General features: G+C 71.7%; 24 protein-coding genes. 19 read left to right on the top strand and 5 right to left on the bottom strand.

What is annotated here, in order from left to right:
* Positions 1–2 precede the first annotated feature (2 nt).
* The 12 genes from ABWO84_RS11415 to ABWO84_RS11360 are packed head-to-tail and all read left to right on the top strand — an operon-like array spanning position 3 to position 12,748.
* Positions 3–1,334, top strand: coding sequence for an aspartate aminotransferase family protein (locus ABWO84_RS11415; RefSeq protein WP_353114702.1), 1,332 nt, complete (start codon positions 3–5; stop codon positions 1,332–1,334).
* Positions 1,331–2,875: an N-acyl-D-amino-acid deacylase family protein gene (locus ABWO84_RS11410; protein WP_353114701.1), complete on the top strand. Its 1,545-nt coding sequence runs from the start codon at positions 1,331–1,333 to the stop codon at positions 2,873–2,875. The genes ABWO84_RS11415 and ABWO84_RS11410 overlap by 4 nt, the downstream gene beginning before the upstream one ends.
* Entirely contained in the window at positions 2,872–3,885 is a 1,014-nt protein-coding gene (locus ABWO84_RS11405) for a Gfo/Idh/MocA family protein (protein ID WP_353114700.1), read from the top strand. Before ABWO84_RS11410 ends, ABWO84_RS11405 begins: the two co-directional genes overlap by 4 nt.
* A complete protein-coding gene (locus tag ABWO84_RS11400; RefSeq protein WP_353114699.1) occupies positions 3,885–4,844 on the top strand; it encodes a Gfo/Idh/MocA family oxidoreductase in 960 nt (319 codons plus the stop codon). Before ABWO84_RS11405 ends, ABWO84_RS11400 begins: the two co-directional genes overlap by 1 nt.
* 15 nt (positions 4,845–4,859) lie before the next feature.
* Entirely contained in the window at positions 4,860–5,717 is an 858-nt protein-coding gene (locus ABWO84_RS11395) for a fumarylacetoacetate hydrolase family protein (RefSeq protein ID WP_353114698.1), read from the top strand.
* A gap of 32 nt (positions 5,718–5,749) precedes the next feature.
* Positions 5,750–7,357: an ABC transporter substrate-binding protein gene (locus ABWO84_RS11390; RefSeq protein WP_353114697.1), complete on the top strand. Its 1,608-nt coding sequence runs from the start codon at positions 5,750–5,752 to the stop codon at positions 7,355–7,357.
* 18 nt (positions 7,358–7,375) lie between these two features.
* Complete coding sequence (locus ABWO84_RS11385; RefSeq protein ID WP_353114696.1) at positions 7,376–8,335, top strand: ABC transporter permease; 960 nt, start codon at positions 7,376–7,378, stop codon at positions 8,333–8,335.
* Entirely contained in the window at positions 8,332–9,216 is an 885-nt protein-coding gene (locus tag ABWO84_RS11380; RefSeq protein WP_353114695.1) for an ABC transporter permease, read from the top strand. The genes ABWO84_RS11385 and ABWO84_RS11380 overlap by 4 nt, the downstream gene beginning before the upstream one ends.
* The gene (locus ABWO84_RS11375; RefSeq protein WP_353114694.1) at positions 9,213–10,214 is read left to right on the top strand and encodes an ABC transporter ATP-binding protein; all 1,002 of its coding nucleotides are present in this window, start codon (positions 9,213–9,215) and stop codon (positions 10,212–10,214) included. The genes ABWO84_RS11380 and ABWO84_RS11375 overlap by 4 nt, the downstream gene beginning before the upstream one ends.
* Entirely contained in the window at positions 10,211–11,233 is a 1,023-nt protein-coding gene (locus ABWO84_RS11370) for an ABC transporter ATP-binding protein (protein ID WP_353114693.1), read from the top strand. The genes ABWO84_RS11375 and ABWO84_RS11370 overlap by 4 nt, the downstream gene beginning before the upstream one ends.
* Positions 11,230–12,333, top strand: coding sequence for an alanine racemase (locus tag ABWO84_RS11365; RefSeq protein ID WP_353114692.1), 1,104 nt, complete (start codon positions 11,230–11,232; stop codon positions 12,331–12,333). The genes ABWO84_RS11370 and ABWO84_RS11365 overlap by 4 nt, the downstream gene beginning before the upstream one ends.
* A 37-nt stretch (positions 12,334–12,370) precedes the next feature.
* A complete protein-coding gene (locus ABWO84_RS11360) occupies positions 12,371–12,748 on the top strand; it encodes a RidA family protein (RefSeq protein ID WP_353114691.1) in 378 nt (125 codons plus the stop codon).
* Here the strand turns inward: ABWO84_RS11360 and ABWO84_RS11355 are convergent.
* On the bottom strand, positions 12,745–13,494 hold the full coding sequence (locus ABWO84_RS11355; RefSeq protein WP_353114690.1) for an SDR family oxidoreductase: 750 nt from the start codon (positions 13,492–13,494) through the stop codon (positions 12,745–12,747). The two genes, ABWO84_RS11360 and ABWO84_RS11355, sit on opposite strands and share 4 nt — an antisense overlap.
* A complete protein-coding gene (locus ABWO84_RS11350) occupies positions 13,491–14,483 on the bottom strand; it encodes an alpha/beta fold hydrolase (RefSeq protein ID WP_353114689.1) in 993 nt (330 codons plus the stop codon). The genes ABWO84_RS11355 and ABWO84_RS11350 overlap by 4 nt, the downstream gene beginning before the upstream one ends.
* Before the next feature lie 68 nt (positions 14,484–14,551).
* On the opposite strand from ABWO84_RS11350, the gene ABWO84_RS11345 reads away from it, so the two are divergent.
* Genes ABWO84_RS11345 through ABWO84_RS11335 form a run of 3 tightly spaced genes read left to right on the top strand, consistent with a single transcriptional unit; the run spans position 14,552 to position 17,549 of the window.
* Positions 14,552–15,211, top strand: a complete 660-nt coding sequence (locus tag ABWO84_RS11345; protein ID WP_353114688.1) for a TetR/AcrR family transcriptional regulator — start codon at positions 14,552–14,554, stop codon at positions 15,209–15,211.
* A 50-nt stretch (positions 15,212–15,261) separates the two neighbouring features.
* Complete coding sequence (locus ABWO84_RS11340; protein ID WP_353114687.1) at positions 15,262–16,332, top strand: flavin-containing monooxygenase; 1,071 nt, start codon at positions 15,262–15,264, stop codon at positions 16,330–16,332.
* 50 nt (positions 16,333–16,382) lie between these two features.
* The gene (locus ABWO84_RS11335; RefSeq protein ID WP_353114686.1) at positions 16,383–17,549 is read left to right on the top strand and encodes a glycoside hydrolase family 3 N-terminal domain-containing protein; all 1,167 of its coding nucleotides are present in this window, start codon (positions 16,383–16,385) and stop codon (positions 17,547–17,549) included.
* On the opposite strand, the gene ABWO84_RS11330 is transcribed toward ABWO84_RS11335, so the two are convergent.
* The 3 genes from ABWO84_RS11330 to ABWO84_RS11320 are packed head-to-tail and all read right to left on the bottom strand — an operon-like array spanning position 17,515 to position 20,121.
* Positions 17,515–18,402 (bottom strand): 3-methyladenine DNA glycosylase, encoded by an 888-nt coding sequence (locus ABWO84_RS11330; RefSeq protein ID WP_353114685.1) that lies wholly within the window; start codon positions 18,400–18,402, stop codon positions 17,515–17,517. The two genes, ABWO84_RS11335 and ABWO84_RS11330, sit on opposite strands and share 35 nt — an antisense overlap.
* The gene (locus ABWO84_RS11325) at positions 18,399–19,430 is read right to left on the bottom strand and encodes an App1 family protein phosphatidate phosphatase (RefSeq protein WP_353114684.1); all 1,032 of its coding nucleotides are present in this window, start codon (positions 19,428–19,430) and stop codon (positions 18,399–18,401) included. Before ABWO84_RS11325 ends, ABWO84_RS11330 begins: the two co-directional genes overlap by 4 nt.
* Positions 19,431–19,443: 13 nt before the next feature.
* Positions 19,444–20,121 (bottom strand): DedA family protein, encoded by a 678-nt coding sequence (locus ABWO84_RS11320; RefSeq protein WP_353114683.1) that lies wholly within the window; start codon positions 20,119–20,121, stop codon positions 19,444–19,446.
* Positions 20,122–20,163: 42 nt separating this feature from the next.
* Here ABWO84_RS11320 and ABWO84_RS11315 point away from each other — a divergent pair, with 42 nt between their 5' ends.
* The 4 genes from ABWO84_RS11315 to ABWO84_RS11300 form a co-directional block, all read left to right on the top strand.
* Positions 20,164–21,495 (top strand): anthranilate synthase component I family protein, encoded by a 1,332-nt coding sequence (locus ABWO84_RS11315; protein WP_353114682.1) that lies wholly within the window; start codon positions 20,164–20,166, stop codon positions 21,493–21,495.
* An 86-nt stretch (positions 21,496–21,581) separates the two neighbouring features.
* A complete protein-coding gene (leuS, locus tag ABWO84_RS11310) occupies positions 21,582–24,116 on the top strand; it encodes a leucine--tRNA ligase (RefSeq protein WP_353114681.1) in 2,535 nt (844 codons plus the stop codon).
* Between the two features lie 96 nt (positions 24,117–24,212).
* On the top strand, positions 24,213–24,818 hold the full coding sequence (locus ABWO84_RS11305; protein ID WP_353114680.1) for a ComEA family DNA-binding protein: 606 nt from the start codon (positions 24,213–24,215) through the stop codon (positions 24,816–24,818).
* The coding region (locus tag ABWO84_RS11300) for a DUF4131 domain-containing protein (RefSeq protein WP_353114679.1) at positions 24,815–25,512 on the top strand (698 nt) is incomplete at its 3' end. The genes ABWO84_RS11305 and ABWO84_RS11300, both read left to right, overlap by 4 nt.

Genomic DNA, 25,512 nt, shown 5'->3' with positions numbered 1-25,512 from the left:
CGATGACGACCACGACCGATGCGAGAACCCTGGCCGCCAGGGCCGAGCAGATCATCCCGGGCGGGGTGAACTCGGCGACGCGTGCGATCGGGGCTCCCTGGGTGTTCCGTGCGGCGCAGGGCGCCACCGTGACCGACGCCGCCGGCAGGGACTACGTCGACTACCATGCCGCCTTCGGTGCGATCCTGCTCGGCCACGGGGACGAGCGCGTCACCGCGGCCGTGGAGAGCGCCTCGCGTCGACTGGGACTGGTGGGCCTGGGCGTCACCGAGCTGGAGCTGCAGCTCGCCGAGCTGATCGTCGACGCCATCCCCTCGGCGGAGATGACGATCACCACGATGAGTGGCTCGGAGTCGGTGCTGCAGGCGGTGCGTCTGGCGCGGGGCGCCACCGGGCGCACCCGCATCGTGAAGTTCCAGGGCTGCTTCCACGGCTCGTTCGACGCGGTGGCGCGCAACGTCATCTCCGACCCGTCCCGTGCATACGGCTGGGATCCGAACTCGACGGGCATCCTCGACGACGCACTCGACCACACGCTCATCGCGGAGTTCAACGACCTCGACTCGGTGCGCGAGCTGTTCGCGCGGCACGGCGAGGAGATCGCCGCCGTCATCCTCGAGCCGGTGCCGCACAACGTCGGCGCGCTCCTGCCGGAGCAGGCGTTCCTGGAAGGCCTGCGGGAGATCACCCGCGCACACGGCTCGCTGCTGATCTTCGATGAGGTCATCACCGGGTTCCGGCACGCCCTGGGCGGGTACCAGGAGCTGTGCGGCGTGACGCCCGACCTCACGACCTTCGGCAAGGCGATGGGCAACGGGTTCGCCGTCGCGGGTATGGCGGGCTCCCGCGACGTGATGAGCAACTTCACCCCCGCGGGCGGCTCGGTGATGCTCGCCGGAACCTTCAACGGCAATGCGGCGTCCATGGCCGCGGCGATCGCCACGATCGAGGTGCTGTCCGATCCCGAGGTGGACTTCTACGGCCATGTCCGCGCCCTCGGCGACCGGATGCGCTCTGGACTGCGGCGGATCACCGCCGACCTCGGCATCCCCGCGGTGGTGACCGGTCTCGGATCGGTCTTCGTCACCTACTTCCTCGAGGGCGAGGTGCGCGGCTACCGCGACCTCATGCGCAACGACGACCACGCCTATGCGGCCTTCCACCGGCGGATGACCGATGAGGGGGCGTTGATGTACCCGATGGCCCTGAAGCGCAATCACATCTCGCTCGCGCACACCGAGGCCGACATCGATCGCACCCTCGAGACGGCGTCCACGGTGCTCGCGGCGATGAAGCGCGACGGGGAGTTCGGCCGCGGAGCAGAGGCGAGATGACTGCGAGGGTCAGGACCGCGATCCTCTCCGGCACCGTCGTCGACGGCTTCGGCGGAGCGGAGTTCGCGGGGGACGTGATCGTCGCGGACGGCCGGATCGAGGCCGTCGTGCGCCGGGAGAACCGGCCCGCCGACGGCTACGACGCCGAGATCGTCGACGCGGACGGACTCGTCATCGCCCCCGGCTTCGTCGACGTGCACTGCCACTCCGATCTCACCCGCTTCAGCTATCCCGACGCGGAGAGCCGCATCACGCAGGGCATCACCACCGAGATCGTCGGGAACTGCGGGATGTCCGCGGCGCCGACCGGCGGCGATCCGGCCGGGCTCGCCGGGGTGATCGCGACGATCGACGTCACTCCCGACGCGCCGCGCCCCTGGGCGACGGTCGCGGAGTGGCTCGAGGCGCTCGACACCGCACCGGCCGCCGCCAACGTCGCGGCCCTCGTCGGGCACGGATCCGCCCGCCACGCGGCGGCGCCGGGCCGGGGCGCGCAGCTCGATCCCGAAGAGCTCTCCGCGCTCGTCGACGAGATCCGTGCCGCCCTCGACGCCGGATGCGCGGGGGTGAGCCTGGGGCTCATGTATGCGCCGGGGGAGTCCGCCGGGAAGGCGGAGCTCTCCGCTGTCGCAGAGGCGGCTGCCCGCGGAGACGGACTGCTCGCCGCCCACCTGCGGGACTACGACGCCCGGGAGCTCGACGCGTCGATCGCCGAGACCGCCGGGATCGCCGGCACCGCCCGTCTGCAGATCTCCCATCTGCGGGCCACGCACTCCGACGGCCGCTTCGCCGACACCCTCGCGACCGTCGAGCGTCTGCGCATCGCCCAGGACGTCGCCGCCGACAGCTACCCCTACACGGCGGGGCACACCACGCTGCTCCAGCTGCTGCCCTCGGAGATCCGGGCGATGGGGCCGGCAGCGGCCCTCGCCCTCGGGACATCCGAGCTCGCCCGCCTGCTCGGGGAGAGCGGATGGCGTCCCGAGCAGATCATCGTGATGAAGGCGGCGGCGACCCCCGAGGCCGTGGGGATGACGGCGGCGCAGCACGACCGCCCGTGGCACTGGCTGGCGGAGACGCTGCACGCCAACGCCGCGCTCGTCGACGTCGCAGTCGAGAGCGGCGCAGACGCCGATGTCGATCTGGCGATGGCGACCGACTGGATCGCCATCGGCTCCGACGGCACTGCGCTCTCGGCCGGGCACCGCAGCTCCGCTCCGCATCCGCGATCCTGGGGCACGTTCCCCGCTGCCTTCCGACGGATGCGCGGGCTGGGAGTCTCGCTCCCGTCCGCGGTGCGCCGCATGTCGGTCGCCTCCGCCGAGAGAGCGGGGATCCCGAGCGGCCTCCGGGCGGGCCTGCCCGCCGACATCGTGGTGTTCGACGAACAGGAGATCGACTCCCGGTCGACGTTCGCGGACCCCGCCCGTCCCGCCGCGGGGATCCGCGACGTGTACGTCAACGGCGTCGCCGTGCAGCAGCACGGCGCAGCGACAGGTGCGCGGCCGGGAAGGCTGCGCAGGAAGGAGAGAGCGGCGTGAACGACTCACGGACGCTCGGCATCGCCATCGTCGGCGTCGGCGGCATCGCCGGATCCCATATGGCGGCGCTGCGTGCGACGCACGAGGCACGCCTCGTCTGCGTGCAGGACATGGACCGGGCCAGGGCCGGGCACGTGGCCCTGGAGCAGGGATGCGCGGTCGAGGACGACCTCGCCGCGGTACTCGCCCGCGACGACGTCGACGCGGTCATCGTCTGCACGCCCAACCTCACGCATCAGGCCATCGGCACGGCCGTGCTCGAAGCGGGCCGCCATCTGCTGATGGAGAAGCCCCTGTCGATGACGGTCGACGGCGCCGCCCGTCTCTCGGCGCTCGCCGCGGAGCGTGGGCTCGTGCTCGCCGTCGGCCACAGCCACCGCTTCTCCGCGCAGGGCAGGGCGGTGCAGGAGGTGGTCGCCTCGGGGCGGATCGGCGAGCCGCGCTTCGTCCGGATCGTCATGAACGGCGGATGGATCTGGCCGGGCTGGCAGGCCTGGGTGCTCGACCCCGCGGTGTCGGGCGGGCACTCCCTGCACAACGGGGTGCATCTCACCGATCTCGCCGCCTGGTGGATCGGAGAGCATCCGGATGCGGTCTTCGCCCGAGGGCAGGCGGTCACGAGCCGTGCCCTCGACATCGCCGACTATCTCGTCATCGAGCTCGGCTTCCCGGGCGGCGCGTCGGCGGTCTGCGAGGTGAGTCGCGGCGAGCGTCCGCGGCGCGCGGCGTATCTGGAGTTCACCGTGGCCGGGACGGAGGGCGTGGTGACCCGAACGTGGGACGCCGACGGCATCCGCGCCTGGCTGGAGGAGGGGCTCTCGATGTGGGCTCCGGAGGGCTCGGGCGGAGACGTCTTCATCGCTGAGATCGAGGCTTTCGCCGCGGCTGTCCGGGGCGACGCCCCCGTGGTGCCGCCGGTCGCCGACGCCGTGGACGCCGTGCGGGTCGCCGCGGCGGCCGAGGAGTCCCTGCAGACGGGGCGGGTCGTCCGCCTGGAAGGAGCACGCTGATGGCCGCCATCCCCGTGCTGCTCGCCGGCACCACCGGTGCGGGCGGACAGGATCACCAGTCGGCGATGTGGGCGCCCGCTCTCGCGGAGGCGGGCTTCGCCCCCGTCGGCCTGTGGTCGCCGCCGGACGCCGGCGACGCGCAGAGCGAGTCCGCCGCCCGTCTCGCCCGCGACCTCGAGGTACCGCTCAGAACCGACGAGGAGCCTTCCGTCCCGGTCGGCGCGGCCGTCGTCGCCTGTCTTCGCGGCGACCGTCGCGCGCAGCTGCTCGCGACCGCGGGCGAGGACGTCGCGGTGCTGGTGGACAAACCCACCCTCGACGCCACCGCGCAGCTGGAGGCGCAGCTCGCGGGATCCGCGACACGACGGCTGCTCTCCGGACACCACTTCGCCTCGCACCCCTCGTTCCTCCGCGCGGCGGCGGCGGTGCGGGACGGGGAGATCGGACTGCTCCGTGCGGTGATGATCGATCTGGTCGTGGCCGCGGGCGACGGGGTGAGCCCCGAGGGGGATCTGCGCAACATCGGCGTGCACGCAGCCGATCTCATGCTGCGACTGACGGGCCCCGCCGAGCTGACCGTGGGAACGGCGGCGCTGGAGCCGGGGGCCGTGACCTTCCTCGCGCAGACGGATCGCGACGTCGTGCTCTCCGGGCACGTCTCGCGGACGGCGTCGGGAACGGGGACCCTGCTCGCGCGGATGCGCGTGGTCGGCACGCACGGTCATGTCGACGTGGACCTCACGCGTCCCGCGCTGACCGTGCGCACGGCATCGGCGACCGTGCAGGCGGGATACGGGACCGGATCGGTCACCGGCCGGCTCCGTGAGCTGCACCGGCTCGCGGAAGGCGGTCGCACCGGGGAGACGGCCGCATCCTGGCTCGCCGTCTCGCGTCTTCTGGACGCCATCGCGGAGTCGTCGGCGTCGGGAGACGCGATCACGGTCGAGAAGCAGAGCTGAGAGGAAGACACGGAGATGAGACTTGTCACCTGCGAGCACCGCGGCGCGGTGCGGCACGGAGTCCTCGACGGCGACGAGATCGCCGTGATCGGGGAGGGCGATCTGAGCGCCGTCGTCGCCGGTGCGGTGATCCGGACCGGTGCGGAGCGCGTGCCGAGGGGGGACGTGCGCATCCTCGCGCCGCTGCTCTCGCCGGGGAAGGTGCTCGCCGTCGCGGCGAACTACCAGGAGCATGTCACCGAGAGCGGAAGCAATCCGCGCGACGTGGTCACCGCATCGCCCCGGCTGTTCCTCAAGCCCGACACGAGCATCGTCGGAGACGACGCAGAGGTCGAGATCCCCCGGATCACCGAGGAGTTCGACTGGGAGGCGGAGCTCGCCGTGGTGATCGGGCGCACGGCGTTCGACGTGCCCGTGGAGGAGGCGCTGGACCACGTGTTCGGCTACGCGACCGGCAACGACCTCTCGGCTCGCAGCCTCGCCCTCGGCGGCGCCCGCGACGGCGAGGCGTGGACCGGCTTCTTCGACTGGCTCGAGGGGAAGTGGCTCGACGGCTCCGCGCCGATCGGCCCCTACCTCGTGACCGCGGACGAGGTCCCGGATCCCCAGGACCTCTCGGTCACGCTCTCCGTCAACGGCGAGACCCGGCAGTCGGGGAACACCGCCGACATGATCCACTCCGTGGCGGAGCTGGTCTCCTTCTCCTCGCGGCTGATGACCCTGCGCCCCGGAGACGTCATCCTCACCGGCACACCGGCCGGGGTCGGAGTCACCACAGGCACTTTCCTGCACCCGGGCGACGTCGTCGTCGCCGAGATCGAGGGGCTGGGAGCCCTCACCACCCGAATCGTCGCGCCCCGCGCCGACGGATGAAACCCGAGCACGACACGAACAAGGGAGTTCTCATGCGCAAGAAGACGCTCATCGGCCTGGCCGCGCTCAGCGTGGTCGGCGCCCTGCTGGCCGGATGCACGTCCGCGCCTCCGGAGGAGGGCGGGGGCGGAGACGCCTCCGCGAACGTGTACCTCTATCAGAAGCCGGTCACCTTCAATCCGCTCAAGCCCGCGCAGGGCGCCGAGCAGCTGACGATGTCCCTCATCTTCGACAACCTGTTCACGACCGATCCGGACTTCGCGTTCACACCGCGGCTCGCGGAGAAGTGGGAGGTCTCCGACGATGCGAAGACCTTCACCTTCCACCTCCGCAAGGGGCTGAAGTGGAGCGACGGCACGCCGTTCACCGCCGACGACGTGCTCTTCACCTACAACCTCGCCGCGAACCCGAAGGCGGGCGGGGCGTGGAGCGCGCGGCTCGCCGGCGTCGAGGGATACGCCGGGCTCCAGGACGGCTCGGCCAAGACCCTGTCCGGGCTCACCGCGCCGGACGAGAACACCGTCGTGTTCCACCTGTCCGCGCCGAACGCGGGCTTCATGTCGCTGATCGGCTACGGCTCGGTCATGTTCATCCTCCCGCAGCACATCCTGGGCGAGAAGGATCCGGCGAGCCTCCTCGAGGACCCCTGGTTCGCGAAGCCCACGGTGGGCATGGGCCCGTACGTGATGAAGGCGTTCAACGTCGATCAGGACATCGAGCTCGAGGCGAACCCGGACTACCGCTCCCAGGTGGGGATCGACCATCTCTACCTCAAGATGCTGACCAGCGACGTGGCCACCGCACAGCTGGGGACCGGGGAGATCGACCTCGCCCAGGTCTCCGCCCTCGACCTCGACGCGGTCAAGGCGCTGCCCGGGGTCACGGTGACCTCCAAGCCTTCGGCCGGCTTCACGCGGATGGCCGTGAACTTCGGCAAGCCGCGCTTCGCGGATGAGCGGGTGCGCCAGGCGCTGGTCTACGCGATCGACCGTCAGGGCATCATCGACGGCGTGCTCGGCGGCGAGGCGACCCTGCTCAACAGCGACATCATGACCTCCTGGGCGCTCCCCGACGACCTGGAGAAGTACCCGCACGACCCCGCGAAGGCCAAGGAGCTCCTGGCGGCGGCAGGCTTCGACACCTCACAGGAGGTCAAGATCTCCTGGGTGCCGGGACAGCGCGACCGCGACCAGATGGTGAACGTGATCATCGAGAACCTCAAGGCCGTGGGAATCAAGGCGGTCGCCAACCAGGTGGACGCCGGTGCGCTGACCGCCAGCTACGGCGACGGCAGCTACGACCTCGCTCTCTTCGGCGGTGGCGTGTACACCCCGGATCCGGCCAGCACCATGCCGATCGTCGCCTGCGATCAGAAGTTCCCGGCCGGCGCGAACACCGCGCTGTTCTGCAACGCCGAGCTCGACAAGGCGATGCTCGAAGGCCAGCAGGTCGCGGGGGAGGAGCAGCGTGCTCCGATCTACCAGAAGGCCGCCCGGCTGGACAACAAGCTGGTGCCCTACGTGTGGATCAACGTCCCCAACACCATCTGGGCGACCAGCGAGCGTCTGAAGGGCTTCAAGCCCCACGGCGACTTCACCAACGGGTTCTGGAACGCCGCGGACTGGAAGATCTCGGGCTGACCGAATGAGGAGTGCACGATGCTGAGGACCCTCCTGGTCCGTCTCTCGTCCAGCGTGCTGGTGTTCGTCCTGATCGCGATCGGACTGTTCCTGCTCGTGAGGCTGGCACCGGGAGACCCCGTGGACATGATGATCCCGCCGGACACCGGCGGCGCAGGACGCGAGGAGTTCATCGCGTCGATGAGGGAGCGCCTCGGTCTCGACCAGACTCTGATCGTGCAGTTCTTCGCCTGGTTCGGTGCGCTGCTGAGGGGCGACCTCGGCTACTCGTACGCGAACGGCCAGCCGGTCGGGCAGCTCCTGCTCGGCCGGCTGGGCCCCACGCTCCTGCTCACCGGCACCGCGCTGGTGGTCGGGATGATCATCGCGATCCCTCTGGGGATCATCGCGGCCGTGCGCCGCGGGACGGTCGCCGATCAGGGCATCACCGGGGTCAGCGTGCTGGCCATCGCCGTGCCCGGCTTCTTCCTCGCGATGCTCGCCATCTACGTCTTCGCGGTCAAGCTCCGGGTGCTGCCCTCATCGGGCATGCACGCGTCGGGGAGGACGGACCTGCCCGACCTCCTGATGCACATGATCCTTCCGGTCGGCCTGCTTGCGCTCGCCGTCGCCGCCCCGTTCATCCGCTACGTCCGCAGCGGCATGCTCGAGGAGCTCGGCAAGGACTACATCCGCGCCGTGCAGGCGAAGGGCGCCGGCCCGGCGCGCACGCTCACGCACGCGTTCCGCAACAGCCTGGTGTCCCTCGTCACGGTGCTCGCGCTCTACATCCCGGTGTTCCTCGCCGGCGCCGTGGTGCTCGAACAGGTGTTCTCCTGGCCGGGGATGGGGCAGCTCGCCGTCACCTCGCTGACCACGAGGGACTACCCGGTCGTCATCGGCTTCGGTCTCTACGTGGCCGTCCTGGTGCTGGTGTGCAACCTCGCCGCGGACCTGCTCTACTCCGTCGTCGATCCGAGAGTGAGGTCGTCCCGATGACCGACACCGTCGCCGTTCTGCTGCCGAAGCCGGACCGCTCCCCGGGCGCACTCGCCGGGCGCCGCTTCCTGCGCAACCCCGTGGCGGTCGCAGGGGCCGTCGTCCTCGCCGTGATCGTGCTCGCCACGGTGGTCTCCGCGCTCCTGCCCTCGCTGGACCCCACCGCGATCGATCTGAAGGCCGTCCGCACGCCGCCGGGACCCGGCCATCCGCTCGGCACCGACTCCACGGGACGCGACGTCCTCGCCCGGCTGCTGGCCGGAGGTCAGGTCTCCCTGATGGTCGGATTCCTCTCCGCCGCGATCGCGGTCTGCGTCGGAGCCCTCGCGGGCACGATCGCGGGCTGGTTCGGGGGAGCCGCCGACGCGGTCATCAGTCGCATCGTCGACATCATGCTCTCCGTGCCGCCGGTGCTCGTGGTCATCGTCGTGGCCGGCATCATCGGCCCGAGTGTCCCGATGCTCGTCGCCGTGATCGCCGGTCTGTCCTGGCCGTCGTCCGCCCGCATCGCCCGCGGCGTGGTCCTCAGCCTGAAGGAGCAGGAGTTCATCCAGGCGGCGCGGGTGTCCGGTTCGGGCAACGGCTTCATCATCCTGCGGCACCTGCTCCCCGGGGTGCTCCCGCCGGTCACCGTGGCCGCCACCCTCCTCGTCTCGGAGGCGGTGCTGCTCGAGTCGGCGCTGTCCTTCCTCGGTGCAGGGGTGCGGCCGCCGCAGGCGAGCTGGGGGAACATGCTCACCGAGGCGCAGTCGCTGACCGTCCTGTCGTCGATGCCGTGGCTGTGGCTGCCCCCGGGCATCATGATCGCGCTCACCGTGCTCTCGGCGATGGCGATCGGAGACGGCATCAGGGACGCCATCGACCCCCGGAGGAACAAGTGACCGCGCAGAACGCCGCACCGCTGCTGGAGATCGAGGGGCTCCACGCCGGGATAGACCGCCGGTCGGAGCCCGTGACGATCCTCCGGGACGTCGGCTTCCGCATCCACCGGGGCGAGATGGTCGGCGTCGTCGGGGAGAGCGGATCGGGCAAGAGCATGACCGCCCTCGCGGTGCTCGGACTGCTGCCCCCGGCGGTCTCGGTGTCCGCCGGCGCCGTCCGTTTCGAAGGCGAGGACCTGGTCGCTGCGTCCCCGAAGACGGTGCGGAAGCATCGCGGCGGCCGGATCGGCATGATCTTCCAGGATCCGATGACGACCCTCGATCCGGTCGTGAAGGTGGGGCGGCAGATCGAGGAGGCCTATCGGATCCACCACCCGGGTTCCTCACGCGCCGATGCGCGCCGCCGTGCCACGGAGGTGCTCGAGCTGGTCGGCGTCCCCGACGTGGCGCGGAGGATGGAGCAGTACCCGCACCAGTGGTCTGGCGGCATGCGTCAGCGCGCGGTCATCGCCATGGCGCTCGTGAACGATCCCGACCTGCTCATCGCCGACGAGCCCACGACCGCGCTCGACGCCACGATCCAGGCACAGGTGCTGGAGGTGCTCGCCCGCGCGCGGAAGGAGCTCGGCGTCGCGATCATGCTGATCACCCACGATCTCGGGGTGATCGCGCAGTACGCCGACCGGGTGGTCGTGATGTACGCCGGGCAGGTCATGGAGTCGGCGACCACGGCCGAGCTGTTCGAGGACAGCCGGCACCCCTACTCCCGCGCGCTCATCCGCAGCCGACCGGCGCTCGCGGCACCGGGCGGGCGGCTCCCGGCGATCCCCGGTCAGCCGCCGTCGCTCGACCGGCTGCCCGCGGGCTGCCCCTTCGCGCCCCGATGCACCGCGTCGTTCAAGTCGCAGCGGTGCGTCGAGGAGCCCACTTCGCTCGCGCGGAGCGACGACGGGCGGCTCAGCGCCTGCCACTACCGAGACCTCGAGGAGCAGTCATGACGACCGACACGCCTGCGGCCGATTCCCCGCCCGTGCTCGAGGTGAGGGATCTCGAGGTGCGCTTCCGCGCCGCCCGCCGTCGCACCGTACGCGCCGTCGACGGCGTCTCGCTCACGGTGGGCGAGGACGAGGCCCTCGGGATCATCGGCGAGTCGGGCTGCGGGAAGACGACCACCGGGAAGACCATCGCGCAGCTCGAACAGCCGTCGGACGGGAGCATCGCCTTCCGCGGCGAGGACCTCGTCGGCGCCTCCCGCGCCCGTCGGAGGGAGCTCCGGCGGAAGATCCAGTTCGTGTTCCAGGATCCGCAGTCCTCGCTGAACCCGCGGATGACCATCCAGGAGATCATCGCCGAGCCGTTGCGCGCCTTCGGGGAGTGGCGCGGCAGGGGGTCCCGCGACCGGGTCGTCGAGCTGCTCGATCAGGTGGGCCTCGGCCCGGCGGCGCTGAACCGCTACCCGCACGAGTTCTCCGGAGGTCAGCGGCAGCGGGTGGGCATTGCCCGCGGGCTCGTGCTCGACCCCGAGCTCCTGATCCTCGATGAGCCCGTCTCCGCGCTCGATGTGTCGATCCAGGCGCAGATCCTCAACCTCCTGATGGACCTGCGGGCGGAGCGCGCGCTGAGCTTCGTGATGATCTCCCACGATCTGGACGTGATCCGTCACGTGACCGACCGCGTCGCGGTGATGTACCTCGGCGTCATCGTCGAACAGGGACCGGCGGAGGAGGTGCTCGAGCATCCGGCCCACCCGTATACGGCGGCGCTGGCCTCGGCGACTCCGCCCGCGGGGCCGTTCGAGAGGCGGGAGCGCATCGTACTCAGCGGCGACGTGCCCTCCCCGCTGGATCCGCCGTCGGGGTGCCGGTTCCGGACCCGCTGCTGGCGGGCCGACGCGCTCTGCGCCGAGCGGCGCCCCGCGCTCGCTCCGGTCGGCGTTACCGGGCGCTCGGTGGCCTGCTTCCACCCTCTCGACGTGCTCGCGGGTCCGCCGGCGGTCTCGCAGGGAGGGCGGTCGTGAGCGAGGGGATCGTCGTCGGCATGGACGTGGTCGATCTGCCGACGCCTGTCGTGGTGATCGACGGAGCGATCCTGCGTCGCAACGTCGCCGAGATGGCGGCGCACGCGGCCGCGCTCGGAGTGGCCCTGCGACCGCACTGGAAGACGACGAAGTCCGCGGAGGCGGCCAGGATGCAGAGGGAGGCCGGCGCCGTCGGGCACACCGCGGCGACGACGGCGGAGATGCTCGCCCTCGCCGACGGGATCTCGCCCTCGGTGTTCCTCGCGTATCCGCCGGTGGGCGGGCCGCGGGTCGCCGCGGTGCTGGACGCCGTCCGTCGCGCCGAGGTGATCGTGGGCGCGGACTCGATCGCCGCGGTCGAGGACCTGTCCGCCGCCGCCTCTGCGGCGGGACTGATCGTGCCGGTGCGACTGGACGTCGACTCCGGACTGCACCGCACGGGCGTCGCGCCGGAGCACGCCGTGGCCGTGGCCCGCGGCATCTCTGCGTTGCCCGGGCTGGTGCTCGAGGGGGTCTGGACCCACGAGGGGCATGTGCAGGGCGTCGGGGCCGACTCCGATCTGCGGCGGGAGACGGGCCTCGGCGCGGGGAGGACCCTCGTCGAGACGGCCGACGCGATCCGTGCGGACGGGATCGAGGTGCGGAGCGTCTCGGTGGGGTCGACCCCGGGGGTCCGGTCGGCGCCGACGGTGCCCGGGGTGACCGAGGCGCGCCCGGGGACGTATGTGCTCGGAGACGAGAACCAGGTCGCGATCGGAACCGTCGCCCCCGAGGACGTCGCGGTCGCGGTCCACAGCCGGGTGGTGAGCACCGAGCCCGAGGACTGGGTCATCATCGACGCGGGGATCAAGGCCATGAGCAGCGACGGGAGCATGCACGGCGACGGCCGGATCGGCACGGTGGTCTCCGCGGGCGGCGGGATCGTCGCGACGGGACACGAGGAGCACGGGTTCCTCCGCGGTGCCGCGGACGCGCGCGTCGGAGACGTCGTGCGGGTCCGCCCGAACCACGCGTGCGGAGTGATGAACATGCACGGCGTCGTCGCGGTGGCAGAGGACGGCGTGGTGACCGAGGTGTGGCGGATCCTCGCCCGGCATTGACGGCCGGCGGGTCCGGAACGAGAGGAAGAAGGAACAGATGGACATCAAGAAGATCAGCACCGACCAGGCACCACCCCCGGCGGGCCCGTACTCCCAGGCGGTCGTGGTCGGCGGGCTTGCTTTCCTCGCCGGGCAGGGGCCCTTCGACGAGAAGGGGGAGCGGGTCGGGACCTCCTTCGGCGATCAGGTGCGGCGCACGTTCGAGAATCTGGAGACCGTGGCCCGCGCGGCGGGCTCTTCACTGCATCATGCGGTGCGGCTCGGCGTCTATCTGCGCAGTCTCGATGACTTCGCGGAGTTCAACGAGATCGCGAGCGAGTATCTCGTCGAGCCCTTCCCGGCCCGGACGACCATCGAGGCGGCGCTGCGGGGGTTCGACGTCGAGATCGACGCCGTCGTCGCCGTGACGGCCTAGCCTCCGGCGGCGAGCCAGTCCGAGAGCCGCGTGGGGAGCAGGAGCGTCGGCCCCGCGGGGAGCAGTGTGTCCTCGTCCAGACGGCCGCCGAAGTACCGGCCCTCCGGGGCGGCGACGATGCGTCGTCCGTCTTCGCGGGAGCGGAGCACCCGTCCGACGAAATCGTCGAGCGCGAACGTCTCCGGGCCGGCGATCTCCAGGTCGCCCGCACGCGCCGGTTCTTCGCAGAGCCGTTCCAGGACGTCGGCGACGTCGGCGGCGGCGATCGGCTGGACGGACGCGCGGGGGAGCACCACGACGCCGTCGACCTCGGCGGCGTCGGCGATGGTCGGCGCGAACTCGAAGAACTGGGTCGCGCGGAGCAGGGTGAACGGTACTCCTGACGTGCGGACGACCTCCTCCGCGGCGGCCTTGGCCTTGTAGTAGCCGACGTCGTTCGGCCGTTCGGCCCCGACGACCGTGAGGGAGATGTGGTGGGCCACGCCGGCGACCGTCTCCGCCCGCATCAGGGTGTGCGCGGCTCCTTCGAAGTATGCGTGCACGGCGCGGGGTTCGTACACGGCGGGCTTGGAGACGTCGACGACGACCGCGGCCCCGGCCAGGGCGTCGTCCAGGCCGATTCCGGTGCGCACGTCGATCCCGGTGCTCGGGGAAGCGGAGACGACGTCGTGCCCGGCGGCTGCGAGGCGGGTGACGAGCCGGGAGCCGATGCGGCCGGTGCCTCCGATGACGACGATCCTGGTCATGCGCTCTTCCCTTCGCTGCCTCCTCCCGACGCTACCCGTGTGCGGCCGGTCGCCCGTCGCCCATGAGGGGGTGTACGGGGTTCGCGGCGTTCCTGTTGCGGCGGCCCGATCCGTCGGCCGCGGTCCGCGGGCGTGGTCCGCGATGCCGTGACGAAGCCGGTCGCCGCGGCGAGGAAGTCCTCGTCGCCGAGGATGCGGCTGTGCCCCACACCCCGGAGGGCGAGCAGGTGTGCTCCGGGGGTGTCGGCGACGATGCGCTCGGCATCGGCGAACGGCATCCGCCGATCGTCGATGCCGTGCGCGACGAGCGTGTCGAGGTCCCGGGGGAGCCGCGCGAGGGCGTCGTCGACGCGGTGATGCCCATTCCCGCCGGAGAAGTAGCGGCGGGAGAAGGCGCGCTCCAGCGCCGCTGCCGTCCTGTCGCCGTAACGCCGCAGGGCACGCACCGAGCCGAACACGGATCGCAGGTCCGCCGGCGACGATGCTGCGACCAGCATCCCGGTGCCGACCCCCTCGCCGACGGCGATCCTCGCGGCGAGACCGCCGAAGGAATGCCCGATCAGGGCATGGAAGGTGCCGATGCGTTCGTGCGCGTGGCGAATCGCGTCCACCCAGTCGAAGAGATATGTCCGCCGGCCCGGGGCATCACCATGGGCCGGTGCGTCGAGCGCGACGACGCGGAATCCCTCGGCGCGGAGCCGCCTCACGAGCGGAGCGAACTGGGCGGCTCTGCCCTGCCAGCCGTGCACGAGCGCCACGGTCTCGCCGTCGCCTCCCCAGTCGTACAGCCTCGCCTCGGCACCTCGTCCGGCGATCCCGGGAAGGGGGAGCGAAGACGTCGACGCGAGCGACATGAGGTCGCGATCGGCGGCGTCGATCGGCATCCGTGCGCCGACGCGCATCATCCCCGCCAGCACCGCCTGCGCGGCGAGGGGAGGGACGATCCGGTCTGCAAGGGAGAAGGCGGAGCGGGCGATCGCGGCGGCCATAGCGGGTCTCCTATCAATACGAACGATCGTACGTTGAATATGCGAACGATCGTACTTATGCTTTCGGGATGGCACAAGCACCCGTCATCGACGGCAGGCTCGCGCGCGGCGACGAGTCGCGGCGCCGCGTCCTCGGGCACGCCCTCGACCTCGCTTCCACCGAGGGACTGGACGGCCTGAGCTTCGGGCGACTGGCCGACGCATCCCGTCAGAGCAAGAGCGGCATCGCCACGCTGTTCGGATCGAAGGAAGGGCTGCAGCTCGCCGCGGTGGCCGCCGCTCGCGAGGTCTTCGCCGCCTCCGTGGTCGAGCCGGTACGCGCGACGACACCGGCCGGAGGCCTCGCGCGGGTGATCGGTCTGGCCGGCGCGTGGCTCTCGTACTCCCGGCGCCGGGTCTTCTCCGGCGGATGCTTCTTCGCGGCGACCGTCGCCGAGTTCGATGCCCGGCCCGGTGCGGTGCAGGACGCCCTGCGCGGCGCACTGGACGAATGGGAGGGCTACCTCTCCCACTCGATCCGGAGGGCGATGGCGTCCGGAGAGCTGCCGGGGCTGGACGACGCCGAGCAGCTGGCGTTCGAGATCGCGGGGATACTGGAGGCGGCGAACAACCGCTCGCTCCTGCGCGGGGAGGACGCCCCCTACGAGCGCGCCGCCCGTACCCTCCGTGAGCGCTTCATCGCCCTCGGAGCCTCGCCGGACGCGGTGTCGGTGCTCCTCACGCGCTGAGCGCGGCCGCGGCGGGAACACCCGTCCGGCCATCGGCGTTGCATCACGGCGTGGGCATCCTCGACAGCATCGTGATCGGCGCCGGCCAGGCGGGGCTCTCCTCGTCGTTCCATCTGCGTCGGCTGGGCATCGAGCATCTCATCCTCGACGGGGACTCCGCGCCGGGCGGTGCGTGGCAGCACCGCTGGGACGCGCTCACGATGCGGGATGTGCACGGAGTCGCCGAACTCCCCGGCGAGGTGGCTCCTCCGCGCAGCGACGAGAGGGCCAACCTCGCCGTCCCGGCCTCCTTCGCCGAGTACGAGCGGAGGAACGAGCTACCGGTGGTCCGTCCGGTGCATGTCGACCGCGTCGAGGACGAAGGCGGCCTGCTCGCGGTGCACGCGGGGGAGCGGGTGTGGCACGCCCGGACGCTCGTGAATGCGACCGGCACGTGGACGCAGCCGTTCATCCCGCACTATCCGGGGATGGAGACGTTCCTGGGCGAGCAGTTCCACACCGTCGACTACCCGGGGCCCGCGCACTTCACCGGCAGGCGGGTGATCGTGGTGGGCGGCGGCGCCTCGGCCGTGCAGTTCCTCGGGGCGCTCGCACCGCTCGCCGACGTGCTCTGGGCCACGCGACGTGAGCCGATCTGGCGCGACGACGACTTCACACCGGAGGCGGGCGCGGCGGCGGTCGCGCTCGTGGAGCAGCGCGTGGCGCGCGGTCTCCCGCCCCAGAGCGTGGTGAGCGTCACAGGGCTGATGCTCAGGCCGCAGGAGCGGGAGGCCGCACGGATGGGCGTCTACGATGCGAGGCTGCCGATGTTCTCCCGGATCGAGCCGGATGGCGTGAGGTGGGCCGACGGTCGTTTCGAGCCCGTCGACGCGATCCTCTGGGCCACCGGGTTCCGCCCGGCGATCGGCCATCTCGCACCTCTCCGGCTGCGCAGCGAGGCGGGAGGCATCCAGCTGGATCACGACGGGCGCGGGACGACCGCGGTCGCCGACCCGCGCATCCAGTTGGTCGGCTACGGCCCGTCGGCCAGCACGATCGGCGCGAATCGTGCCGGAAGGACGGCCGCGCGCGGTGTGCGCCGCAGCCTGGAGCGCGCGGGCGCCGCCCTCGTCCCGGGGTGAGGGTGCGCGGCAGGGTCGTGACATCGCCGAACGGCGACTAGCGTGGACGCGTGCGCCGCCTGCTTCTCGGATTCTCCCTGATCGTCTCGATCGTCGTCATCGCGGGCTGTGCGCCCGCAGCCGCCCCGTCGCCGCGCCCGAGCAGCCCCTCCGCCTCATCCTCCTCGTCGCCCACGCCGACGCCCACGCCGACGCCCACGCCGACGCCCGTCGACGCCGCAGCCGCCGCGGTGGACAGGATGTCGACGACGCAGCTCGCGGCATCGGTCGTGATGGGGCACATCCCGTCGAAGGATCCCGTGGCGCTGCACGACTACATGGCGACCGGGCTCGGCGGCTTCATCCTCATGGGGGCGAACGTCCCCCGGACGCCGGAGGAGCTCAAAGGCGTCACCGATGCGCTCAAGACCGACCCGGCGCTGCCGCCGCTGATCGCGATCGACCAGGAGGGCGGCGTCGTCTCCCGGCTGCCCTGGGATCGCAACCCCGCCGCGAACACGCTGAAGTCCGCATCGGCGGAGGAAGTGCGCCGCGCCTTCGCCGCACGCGCCGAGCTGGTCGCCGCCGCCGGGGCGAACGTCAACTTCGGCATCGTCGCCGACGTGCCGCGCGGCACCTCGTCGTTCATCTACTCGCGGGCGCTCGGGGCGGACGCCGCGTCCGCCGCCCAGCGCGTCCCCGCGGCGGTCGAGGGCGAGAAGGGCACGGTGCTCTCCACGCTGAAGCACTTCCCCGGGCACGGCGCGGCGCCCGGGGACTCCCATCACGGCATCCCGCGCACGGACGAGACGCTCGAGCAGTGGCGCGCCGGGGACGCCACGCCCTTCGTCGCCGGGATCGACTCCGGCGCCGAGCTGCTGATGTTCGGCCATCTCGCCTACACCGCCGTCGACGCGGCGCCGGCCTCCCTCTCCGCGCGATGGCACGAGATCGCCCGGAAGGACCTCGGCTTCCAGGGGGTCATGATCACCGACGACCTCGGGATGCTCGGATCCTCCGGCATCGCGGCGTATCGCGATCCGGGACGCAATGCGGTGGCCGCCCTCGTCGCGGGGAACGACATGGTGCTGATGATCGTCGGGTCGACCTCTCAGAGCGCCCGGCAGATCGTCGACGCGATCGTGCGCGCCGTCGGCGACGGCTCTCTCAGTGAGGAGCGCCTGAAGGACGCCGCGCTGCACGTCATGCGACTGCGGATGGGTCTGGCCTCCCGGTGACCGCGTCGTCGCCGAGCCACGCCTCCAGCATCCGCGTCCGCAGTACCGCGCCGCGCTCCGCGAACCCGCGCTGACGGCGCACGTACTCGCCCTTGCCGTCCGCCGTCTCGATCCGCACCGGCTCCACGTCCCACTCCGAGAGGTCGTAGGGCGCGGCCGCCATGTCGAGCAGGCGGATGTCGGCCGCGAGCTCGAACGTGTCCAGGACGAGCTCGCCGGGAAGGAGCGGACCGAGCTTCATGGCCCACTTGTAGAGGTCCATCCCGGCGTGCAGGCAACCGGGCTGCTCGAGCAGCGGCTGGTCCTCGCGGCGCGGCTGCAGCCGGTTGCGGGGCACGGCCTCGGGCGTGAAGAACCGGAAGGCGTCGAAGTGGGTGCAGCGCAGCTCGTGGGCCTCGACCACGGCGTCCGTGGCGTCCCGGCCCAGGCGCAGGGGCACCGGATGCCGGTGCTCGTCCTGGCGGTACACCATCGCCCATTCGTGCAGCCCGAAGCAGCCGAACTGGCCCGGTCGGGAAGCGGTGCGGCGCAGCATCCGCTCGACGAGACCGGCGAGCTCGGGCTTCTCTGCCTCGAACGACGCCGCGTCCGGGAAGAGGTCGTCGGCGCCCCGGCGGGTGTACCAGCGCCACGCGGCCCGCTCCGGGGCGTCCTCCAGCACGACGCCGGCCCCGGGGTGCCAGCGACGCAACTGCGCGGGTTTGTAGGAGTAGTAGGTGAAGAGGAAGTCCCAGACGGGGTGGCTCTCGCCTCGGGCGGCGCGCGCCCGGTGCGCGGCGGTCAGCGCGTCGGCGCGTGCCGCGTGCTCCTCGGCCCGTGCGGTCCACTCCGACCGGCTCAGCGCGACGTTCATGAGCGCGCGTCGATGATCCCCGCATCGCCGAGCAGCTCGCGGAGTCCTGCGCCGTCCTCGGCGCTCACCCAGGGCACCGTGACGGCGGAGTGGTCGTCGCCCGCCGTGCGGCCTCCCGCGAGGACGGCCTCCGCGGGCAGCAGACGGCGGATCGCGACTCCGGCGACCGCCTCGGGATGCTCCTGCAGGAACTGCCCGTAGATCGCCTCGTCGTGCTGGCCGTCGTCGCCGACCAGCAGCCATCGGGTGTCGGGGAACTCCTGCGCGAGACGGCGGAGGTTGCTGAGCTTGTGCTCGCGGCCGCTGCGGAACCAGCGGTCGTGGGTCGGGCCCCAGTCGGTCAGCAGCATCGCGCCGGCGGGGAAGAGGTGGCGGGTCAGGAATCGTCGGAGCGTCGGAGCGACGTTCCATGCGCCGGTGGAGAGGTAGACCATCGGGGCGCCGGGATGGTCGCGCATGATCTGCTCGAGCAGCACGGCCATGCCCGGTACCGGGGTGCGGGCGTGCTCGTCCAGCACGAAGGAGTTCCACGCGGCCACGAACGGGCGGGGGAGGGCGGTGACCATCACCGTGTCGTCGACGTCGCACACCACGCCGAATCCGATCCCGTCTGCGACGATGAAGGCGGTCGCCTCGACCGGATCCCGTTCCTCGACGGCCATCGTGAAGGTCTGCCAGCCGGCGTCGAGCTCGGCGTCGAGCACCGTGTCGATCACGCCCCCGCGATCGGCCACGACCGTGTGCGTCCGTCCGCCGATCTCGATACGCACCGAGGCGAAGCTCACCGGGATACCCGCGAAGCTGCGCCATCCGCGGACGCCGGCGCGCTCACCGCGCGCCCTCTTGGGCGGCGGGGGCACGATCAGCACGCGTCCGACCACACGGACCCAGCCCGACCCGCCGTAGCCCGGGAACGGGACGACGGTCGCCGAACGACCCCGCCGGCGGGCACGACGCTCGCGCCAGACGTGGAAACGGTGCTCGAGCCGGGCGAACCAGTGGATCTTGGCCGAGGATTCGGGAGGCATCCCTCCCAGTCTTTCACGCCTGCTCGGCGCGGTCATCCACGACGACGTCCCCGTTCTCGCGCATGTGACGCTCCTCGCGCCGCGAGATGACCTTCTTCACGACGAAGACGGCCACCAGGAAGAGCACGATCGCGCCGACGAACAGGTAGCCGGCGTAGTGCACCTTGTCGGCGAGCTCCTTGTAGCTGCCGGCCACGAGCGAGGCCACGCTCACGTAGATGCCCGACCACAGCACGCATGCGGGCAGCGTCCAGGCGAGGAAACGTCGGTAGGCGAAGCCGCTCATCCCCACGGTCAGCGGGACCAGCGAATGGAGCACGGGCAGGAACCGGGAGAGGAAGATCGCGATCCCTCCCCGCCGACGCAGGTAGCGCTCCGATCGCGCCCAGTGCTCCTCGCCGATCCAGCGTCCGACGCGGGAGTGACGGATGTGGGGGCCGATCCAGCGGCCGAGCCAGAAGCCGATCGACTCCCCGGCCAGCGCGCCGATCACCACGACGGCTCCGAGGACGACACCCTGCCATACGTCGGTGACGCCCATCCCCGCGACGAGGACGACCGTGTCGCCGGGGACGACGAGTCCGATGAGGATGCTCGTCTCCAGCATGATCGCGACCCCGGCGATGATCGTGCGCAGCACCGGGTCGACGGACTGCACCGTCTCGATCGCCCAGAGGAGGAAGTCGTTCATCCCTTCGAGCGTAGGGGCGCGCAGGAGCCCTACGCTGAGAATGTGCCCGCACCCCTCCCGCTCGAATCGCAGCCGCTGCGGGGCGTCTGCGACCCGGAGGCGGTGTTCGCCGCGCTGAGCGAAGGCGCCGCGGGGGCCTTCTGGTTCGACGCGGGACCGGCGGCGCGCGAAGGATGGAGCGTCCTCGGCGTCGGCGCGATCGAGACGGACCCCGAGCGGGTGCGCGCCACGACGCTCGACTCCCGCCCGGGAGCGCCGGCGTCCGATCGGATCCCCTTCCTCGGCGGCTGGGCGGGGTGGATCGGCTACGAGGGCGGTGCGGCCCGCGCCGGCGCCCCGACGTCGGCGCCGGCGTCCGACGGGTGGATCTCGGTGGAGACGGCGATCGCGATCGACCACCGCACCGGCGCGGCCCATGCGCTCGCCCCCGCGCACCGGATCGCCGGGTTCGGCGCCGAGGCGCAGCGGATGCTGGACACCGCTCCGCCGGCGGATGGCCGCGAGGACGTGTCTGCTGCGCGAGCCGCGTCCGCCGGCCGGCACACCGCAGCGGAGTACGGCCTCCTCGTGGAGCGCTGCCGCGAAGCGATCCGGGCGGGGGACGCCTATCTGCTCTGCCTCACCACGCGGTTCTCCGTCGCCGCACCGGACGACCCGTTCGCGGTCTACCGGCGGCTGAGGCGCGCGACGCCCTCGCACCACGGCGGCTACGTGCGGATCGGCGACCGTCATCTGCTGAGCGCGAGCCCGGAGCAGTTCCTCGCCGTCGGGGACGGCACGATGCGGACCAGCCCGATCAAGGGAACACGCCCGCGGGGAAGGACGCCGGAGGAGGACGAGGCGTTCGCGGAGGAGCTCCGCGACAGCGTGAAGGAACGTGCCGAGAACGTGATGATCGTCGACCTGATGCGCAACGACCTGTCGCACGTCGGCGTTCCGGGGTCGGTCGTCGTCGAGCGGCTCTGGGAGGTGGAGTCCTATCCGGCCGTGCACCAGCTGGTCAGCACGGTCCGTGCCGTGCCGGCTCCGGGGACGACGTTCGGAGACCTCTGCGACGCGACGTTCCCCGCAGGCAGCATGACCGGGGCGCCGAAGCTGTCGGCGATGACGATCCTGCACGGCCTGGAGGGTGCGCCGCGCGGGGTGTACTCCGGCTGTTTCGGGCATGTGGGCCTCGACGGCTCCGCCGACCTCGCGATGGTGATCCGCAGCATCGTCGTCGACGGCGCGGAGGCGTACGTCGGGGCGGGCGGAGGCATCACCTGGCTCTCCGACGCCGCGGAGGAGACCGCCGAGGTCGCGACCAAGGCGCGCGCTCCGCTCGCCGCGCTCGGCGCCGCGCTGCCCGCGGACTGGGCGGGCGTCGCAGACTGAGGCGCGTCCGGGGGCCGCGGAACTCGCGATACCCTGGAATCTCCCGTCTTTTCCGGGCTGACCGCATCAGAAGATTGGCCGTTTCCTTGTCCGAGCACCCCGTCGAAACCACCGAAGGCGTCGAGCCGCTGTCTGCGCACGCCATCCAGGAGAAGTGGCAGCGCTACTGGGCCGAGAACGACACGTTCCGGGCCGGCGGCGCCGACGACCCGCGCCCGCGCAAGTACATCCTCGGGATGTTCCCCTACCCCTCCGGCGACCTGCACATGGGGCACGCGATCAACTATCTGTACCCCGACATCGTGGCGCGCTACTGGCGGCACCGCGGCCACAACGTCCTGAACCCCATCGGGTGGGACTCCTTCGGGCTGCCCGCCGAGAACGCGGCCATCAAGCGCGGCGCCGACCCGCGTGAGTGGACCTACGCGAACATCGACCAGCACAAGGCGGGCTTCCGCGCGTACGGAGCCTCCTACGACTGGTCGCGCGTGCTGCACACCTCGGACCCCGAGTACTACCGCTGGAACCAGTGGCTGTTCCTGAAGCTCTACGAGCGGGGGCTGGCCTACCGCAAGAAGAGCGCGGTCAACTGGTGCCCGAACGACCAGACGGTGCTGGCGAACGAGCAGGTCGTCGACGGTCGATGCGAGCGCTGCGGCGCCGAGGTCGTCAAGAAGAAGCTCACCCAGTGGTACTTCAAGATCACCGACTACGCCGACCGTCTGCTGGACGACCTGGACGGCCTGGAGGGGCACTGGCCGAACAAGGTGCTGCAGATGCAGCGCAACTGGATCGGGCGCTCCACGGGCGCGGACGTCGACTTCCGGATCGAGGGACGTGAGGAGCCGGTGACGGTGTTCTCGACCCGTCCCGACACGCTGCACGGCGCGACCTTCTTCGTGGTGGCCCCCGACTCGGATCTGGCCTCCGAGCTGGCCTCCGGAGCCTCTCCGGAGGTGCGCATGGCCTTCCAGGATTATCTGGATGCGGTGCAGAAGCAGACCGAGATCGAGCGGCAGTCGACCGATCGCCCCAAGACCGGCGTCTTCCTGGAGCGCTACGCGATCAACCCCGTGAACGGCGAGCGGCTGCCGATCTGGGCCGCCGACTACGTGCTGGCCGACTACGGACACGGTGCCGTCATGGCGGTCCCCGCCCATGATCAGCGCGACCTGGACTTCGCCCGTGCGTTCGGGCTGCCGACCCGGATCGTGGTCGACACCACCGTCGAGGGCGGTGCGAACGAGGGCGGGGACCTGGCCGAGCTCGACCCCGCGGTCACCGGTGCAGCCCTGGTGGGCAACGGCCGGATGACCGCCTCCGGCGAGCTGGACGGCCTGGAGAAGGGCGCGGCGATCGCGCGCACGATCGAGCGGATGGAGGCGGCCGGAACGGGCCGCGCCGCGAAGAACTACCGTCTCCGCGACTGGTTGATCTCGCGTCAGCGCTTCTGGGGCACGCCGATCCCGATGCTGCACCTGCAGGACGGCGAGGTCGTCCCGGTGCCCGAGGACCGGCTTCCGGTGCGTCTCCCGAGCGTCGAGGGGCTGGATCTGCGCCCCAAGGGTACGTCGCCCCTGGGGGCGGCCGAGTCGTGGGTGCGGACGGTCGACCCGGCATCCGGCGAGCCCGCGCTGCGCGATCCCGACACGATGGACACCTTCGTGGACAGCTCGTGGTACTTCCTGCGCTTCCTGTCGCCGAACAGCGACGAGGTCGCGTTCGACGTGGACGAGGCCAAGCGCTGGGCGCCGGTGGACGGGTACTTCGGCGGGGTCGAGCATGCGATCCTGCACCTGCTCTACGCACGTTTCATCACGAAGGTGCTGTTCGACATGGGCCTGCTGGACTTCGAGGAGCCGTTCTCGAACCTGGTCAACCAGGGCATGGTGATCCTCGACGGCGCGAAGATGTCGAAGAGCAAGGGCAACCTCGTCGAGTTCTCGGACGAGCTGCGTGCGCACGGCGCGGACGCGCTGAGGATGGGCCTCGCCTTCGCGGGCCCGGTCGAGGACGACAAGGAGTGGAGCGGCGTGTCGATCACCGGCGCGCAGAAGTTCCTCTCCCGGACACTGCGCGTGGCCGAAGACGTGGCGAGCCCCGCCGGGATCGCTTTCGACCGGGGCGACGTCGCGCTGCGCCGGATCACGCATCGCCTGCTGGCGGATGCGCCCGGCCTGGTGGAGCAGACCAAGTTCAACGTGCTCGTCGCCCGCCTGATGGAGCTGGTGAACGGCGTCCGCAAGACGATCGACTCCGGCGCCGGCGCCGCCGACCCCGCGGTGCGCGAGGCCGCGGAGACGCTGGCGATGCTCATCGAGCCGATCGCCCCGCACACCGCAGAGGAGCTGTGGGCGATGCTCGGGCACGAGCCGTCGGTCAGCCGGGCCCAGTGGCCGGACGCCGACCCCGCACTGCTCGTCCAGGACACCGCGACGACGGCCGTCCAGGTCAACGGCAAGGTCCGCGCGACGCTCGACGTCCCCGCGGACATCTCCGAGAGCGAGCTCGAGCGCCTGGCCCGTGCGGACGAGAAGGTGCAGCGCGCCCTCGACGGCAAGGAGGTCGTTCGGGTGATCGTGCGCGCCCCGAAGATCGTGAACTTCGCCGTCAAGGGCTGACCGGCTCTCCGTCCACATCCCGGTCCAGAGGACTCATCTCCACGGGGCCGGGGATCGGGGCGCCCCGGAGCTCGCGGCGACGCATAGCGTTTCCGCGTGCCCACGACCGAAGAGCCCCCGCCGCCGGACCGGCCGCGTCGACGGCTCCGCCTGAGCGTCGGCGCGGCCGTCACCCTGGGTCTCGTACTGCTGTCCGCGGCCGTGGGCTGGGGCCTGCTCCGGGGCCAGGCGGCCCCCGCCGATGTCATCCCGCTGGGCGAGGCGTCCCCGGAGACCGTATCGCCGGGCGACCTCTACGTGCACGTGCTCGGCGAGGTCGCACACCCCGGCCTGTACATCCTCCGGGGCGATGCACGGGTCGTCGACGCCCTGGCCGCCGCCGGCGGGGCGTCTGCGACCGCCGACCTGCGCGCGGTGAACCTCGCCAGGGTGCTGAGCGACGGCGAGCAGATCGTGGTGCCGAAGGAGGGGGAGAACAGCGGGCAGGGTCCGGGGGCGGCGCCGTCCGACGGACGGATCGACCTCAACGGCGCCGATCAGGCGGCGCTCGAGACGCTGCCGCGCATCGGTCCCGCACTCGCGCAGCGCATCATCGCCTGGCGCGAGGAGAACGGGCGCTTCCGTTCGGTCGACGACCTCCTCGCCGTTCCCGGCATCGGCGCGAAGCTGCTCGCCGGTCTGCGGGAGCAGGTGCGCGTGTGAGCGATCCCCGAGGGGCTCTGCTCGCGGGCGGGATCTGGGCGGCGGCCCTGACCGCGGTGATGCTCCCTGATGCCGTGCCCTGGCTGATGCTGGGACTCCTCACGCTCGCGGGCGCAGCGGCATTGTTCGGACGGCCACGGCGCAGCGTCGGCATGGCGGTCGTGGTGCTGCTCGGATGCGCATCCGCGGCGGCGGCGGTGTGGGCTGGTCTTCCGGCGCGGCAGCAGGCGGCGGATCTCGGCGGACGTGCGGTGGAGGTGGTGGCGGAGGTCGTCTCGTCCCCCTCCGTCGGACGCGACGGGCGGCTCTGGTTCGACGCGCAGACCTCTCGTCTCGGGTCGCCGGGGCGGACGGAGGCGCTGTCGGCGCCGGTGCGGATCGGGATCGCGCCGCGGGCGGGTATCGATCCCGGCGCGGTGCTGCGAGTGACCGGGCAGGCGGAGGAGGCCGATGCGGGTGAACGTCCGGCGCTGGTCGTCTTCGGCGCCGACGCGGATGTCGTCTCCGCGGCATCCGGCGTGTTCGGCGTGGCCGCGGAGGTCCGCACGGCCTTCATCGCGCGCGCCGACCGCCTCCCGGAGCCGGGCGCGGGGCTCCTGCCAGGATTGGCGGTGGGCGACACGAGGGCCGTGAGCGGCGCGCTCGACGCCGCGATGAAGGCCTCGGGTCTCTCGCACCTGACCGCGGTGAGCGG

Source organism: Microbacterium sp., assembly GCF_040394595.1.
GTDB lineage: Bacteria > Actinomycetota > Actinomycetes > Actinomycetales > Microbacteriaceae > Microbacterium.
The sequence above is the reverse complement of the archived record's forward strand: the minus strand, read 5'-3'. Positions and strand labels throughout refer to the sequence as shown.

Bases quoted from the DNA above. Each gene is read 5' to 3' on its own strand.
- ABWO84_RS11380 (WP_353114695.1), top strand. From the start codon at position 8,332: ATGACCGACACCGTCGCCGTTCTGCTGCCGAAGCCGGACCGCTCCCCG.
- ABWO84_RS11355 (WP_353114690.1), bottom strand. From the start codon at position 13,494: ATGACCAGGATCGTCGTCATCGGAGGCACCGGCCGCATCGGCTCCCGG.
- ABWO84_RS11370 (WP_353114693.1), top strand. From the start codon at position 10,211: ATGACGACCGACACGCCTGCGGCCGATTCCCCGCCCGTGCTCGAGGTG.
- ABWO84_RS11360 (WP_353114691.1), top strand. From the start codon at position 12,371: ATGGACATCAAGAAGATCAGCACCGACCAGGCACCACCCCCGGCGGGC.
- ABWO84_RS11385 (WP_353114696.1), top strand. From the start codon at position 7,376: ATGCTGAGGACCCTCCTGGTCCGTCTCTCGTCCAGCGTGCTGGTGTTC.
- ABWO84_RS11350 (WP_353114689.1), bottom strand. From the start codon at position 14,483: ATGGCCGCCGCGATCGCCCGCTCCGCCTTCTCCCTTGCAGACCGGATC.
- ABWO84_RS11415 (WP_353114702.1), top strand. From the start codon at position 3: ATGACGACCACGACCGATGCGAGAACCCTGGCCGCCAGGGCCGAGCAG.
- ABWO84_RS11325 (WP_353114684.1), bottom strand. From the start codon at position 19,430: ATGCCTCCCGAATCCTCGGCCAAGATCCACTGGTTCGCCCGGCTCGAG.
- ABWO84_RS11320 (WP_353114683.1), bottom strand. From the start codon at position 20,121: ATGAACGACTTCCTCCTCTGGGCGATCGAGACGGTGCAGTCCGTCGAC.
- ABWO84_RS11410 (WP_353114701.1), top strand. From the start codon at position 1,331: ATGACTGCGAGGGTCAGGACCGCGATCCTCTCCGGCACCGTCGTCGAC.
- ABWO84_RS11390 (WP_353114697.1), top strand. From the start codon at position 5,750: ATGCGCAAGAAGACGCTCATCGGCCTGGCCGCGCTCAGCGTGGTCGGC.
- ABWO84_RS11345 (WP_353114688.1), top strand. From the start codon at position 14,552: ATGGCACAAGCACCCGTCATCGACGGCAGGCTCGCGCGCGGCGACGAG.
- ABWO84_RS11400 (WP_353114699.1), top strand. From the start codon at position 3,885: ATGGCCGCCATCCCCGTGCTGCTCGCCGGCACCACCGGTGCGGGCGGA.
- ABWO84_RS11395 (WP_353114698.1), top strand. From the start codon at position 4,860: ATGAGACTTGTCACCTGCGAGCACCGCGGCGCGGTGCGGCACGGAGTC.
- ABWO84_RS11330 (WP_353114685.1), bottom strand. From the start codon at position 18,402: ATGAACGTCGCGCTGAGCCGGTCGGAGTGGACCGCACGGGCCGAGGAG.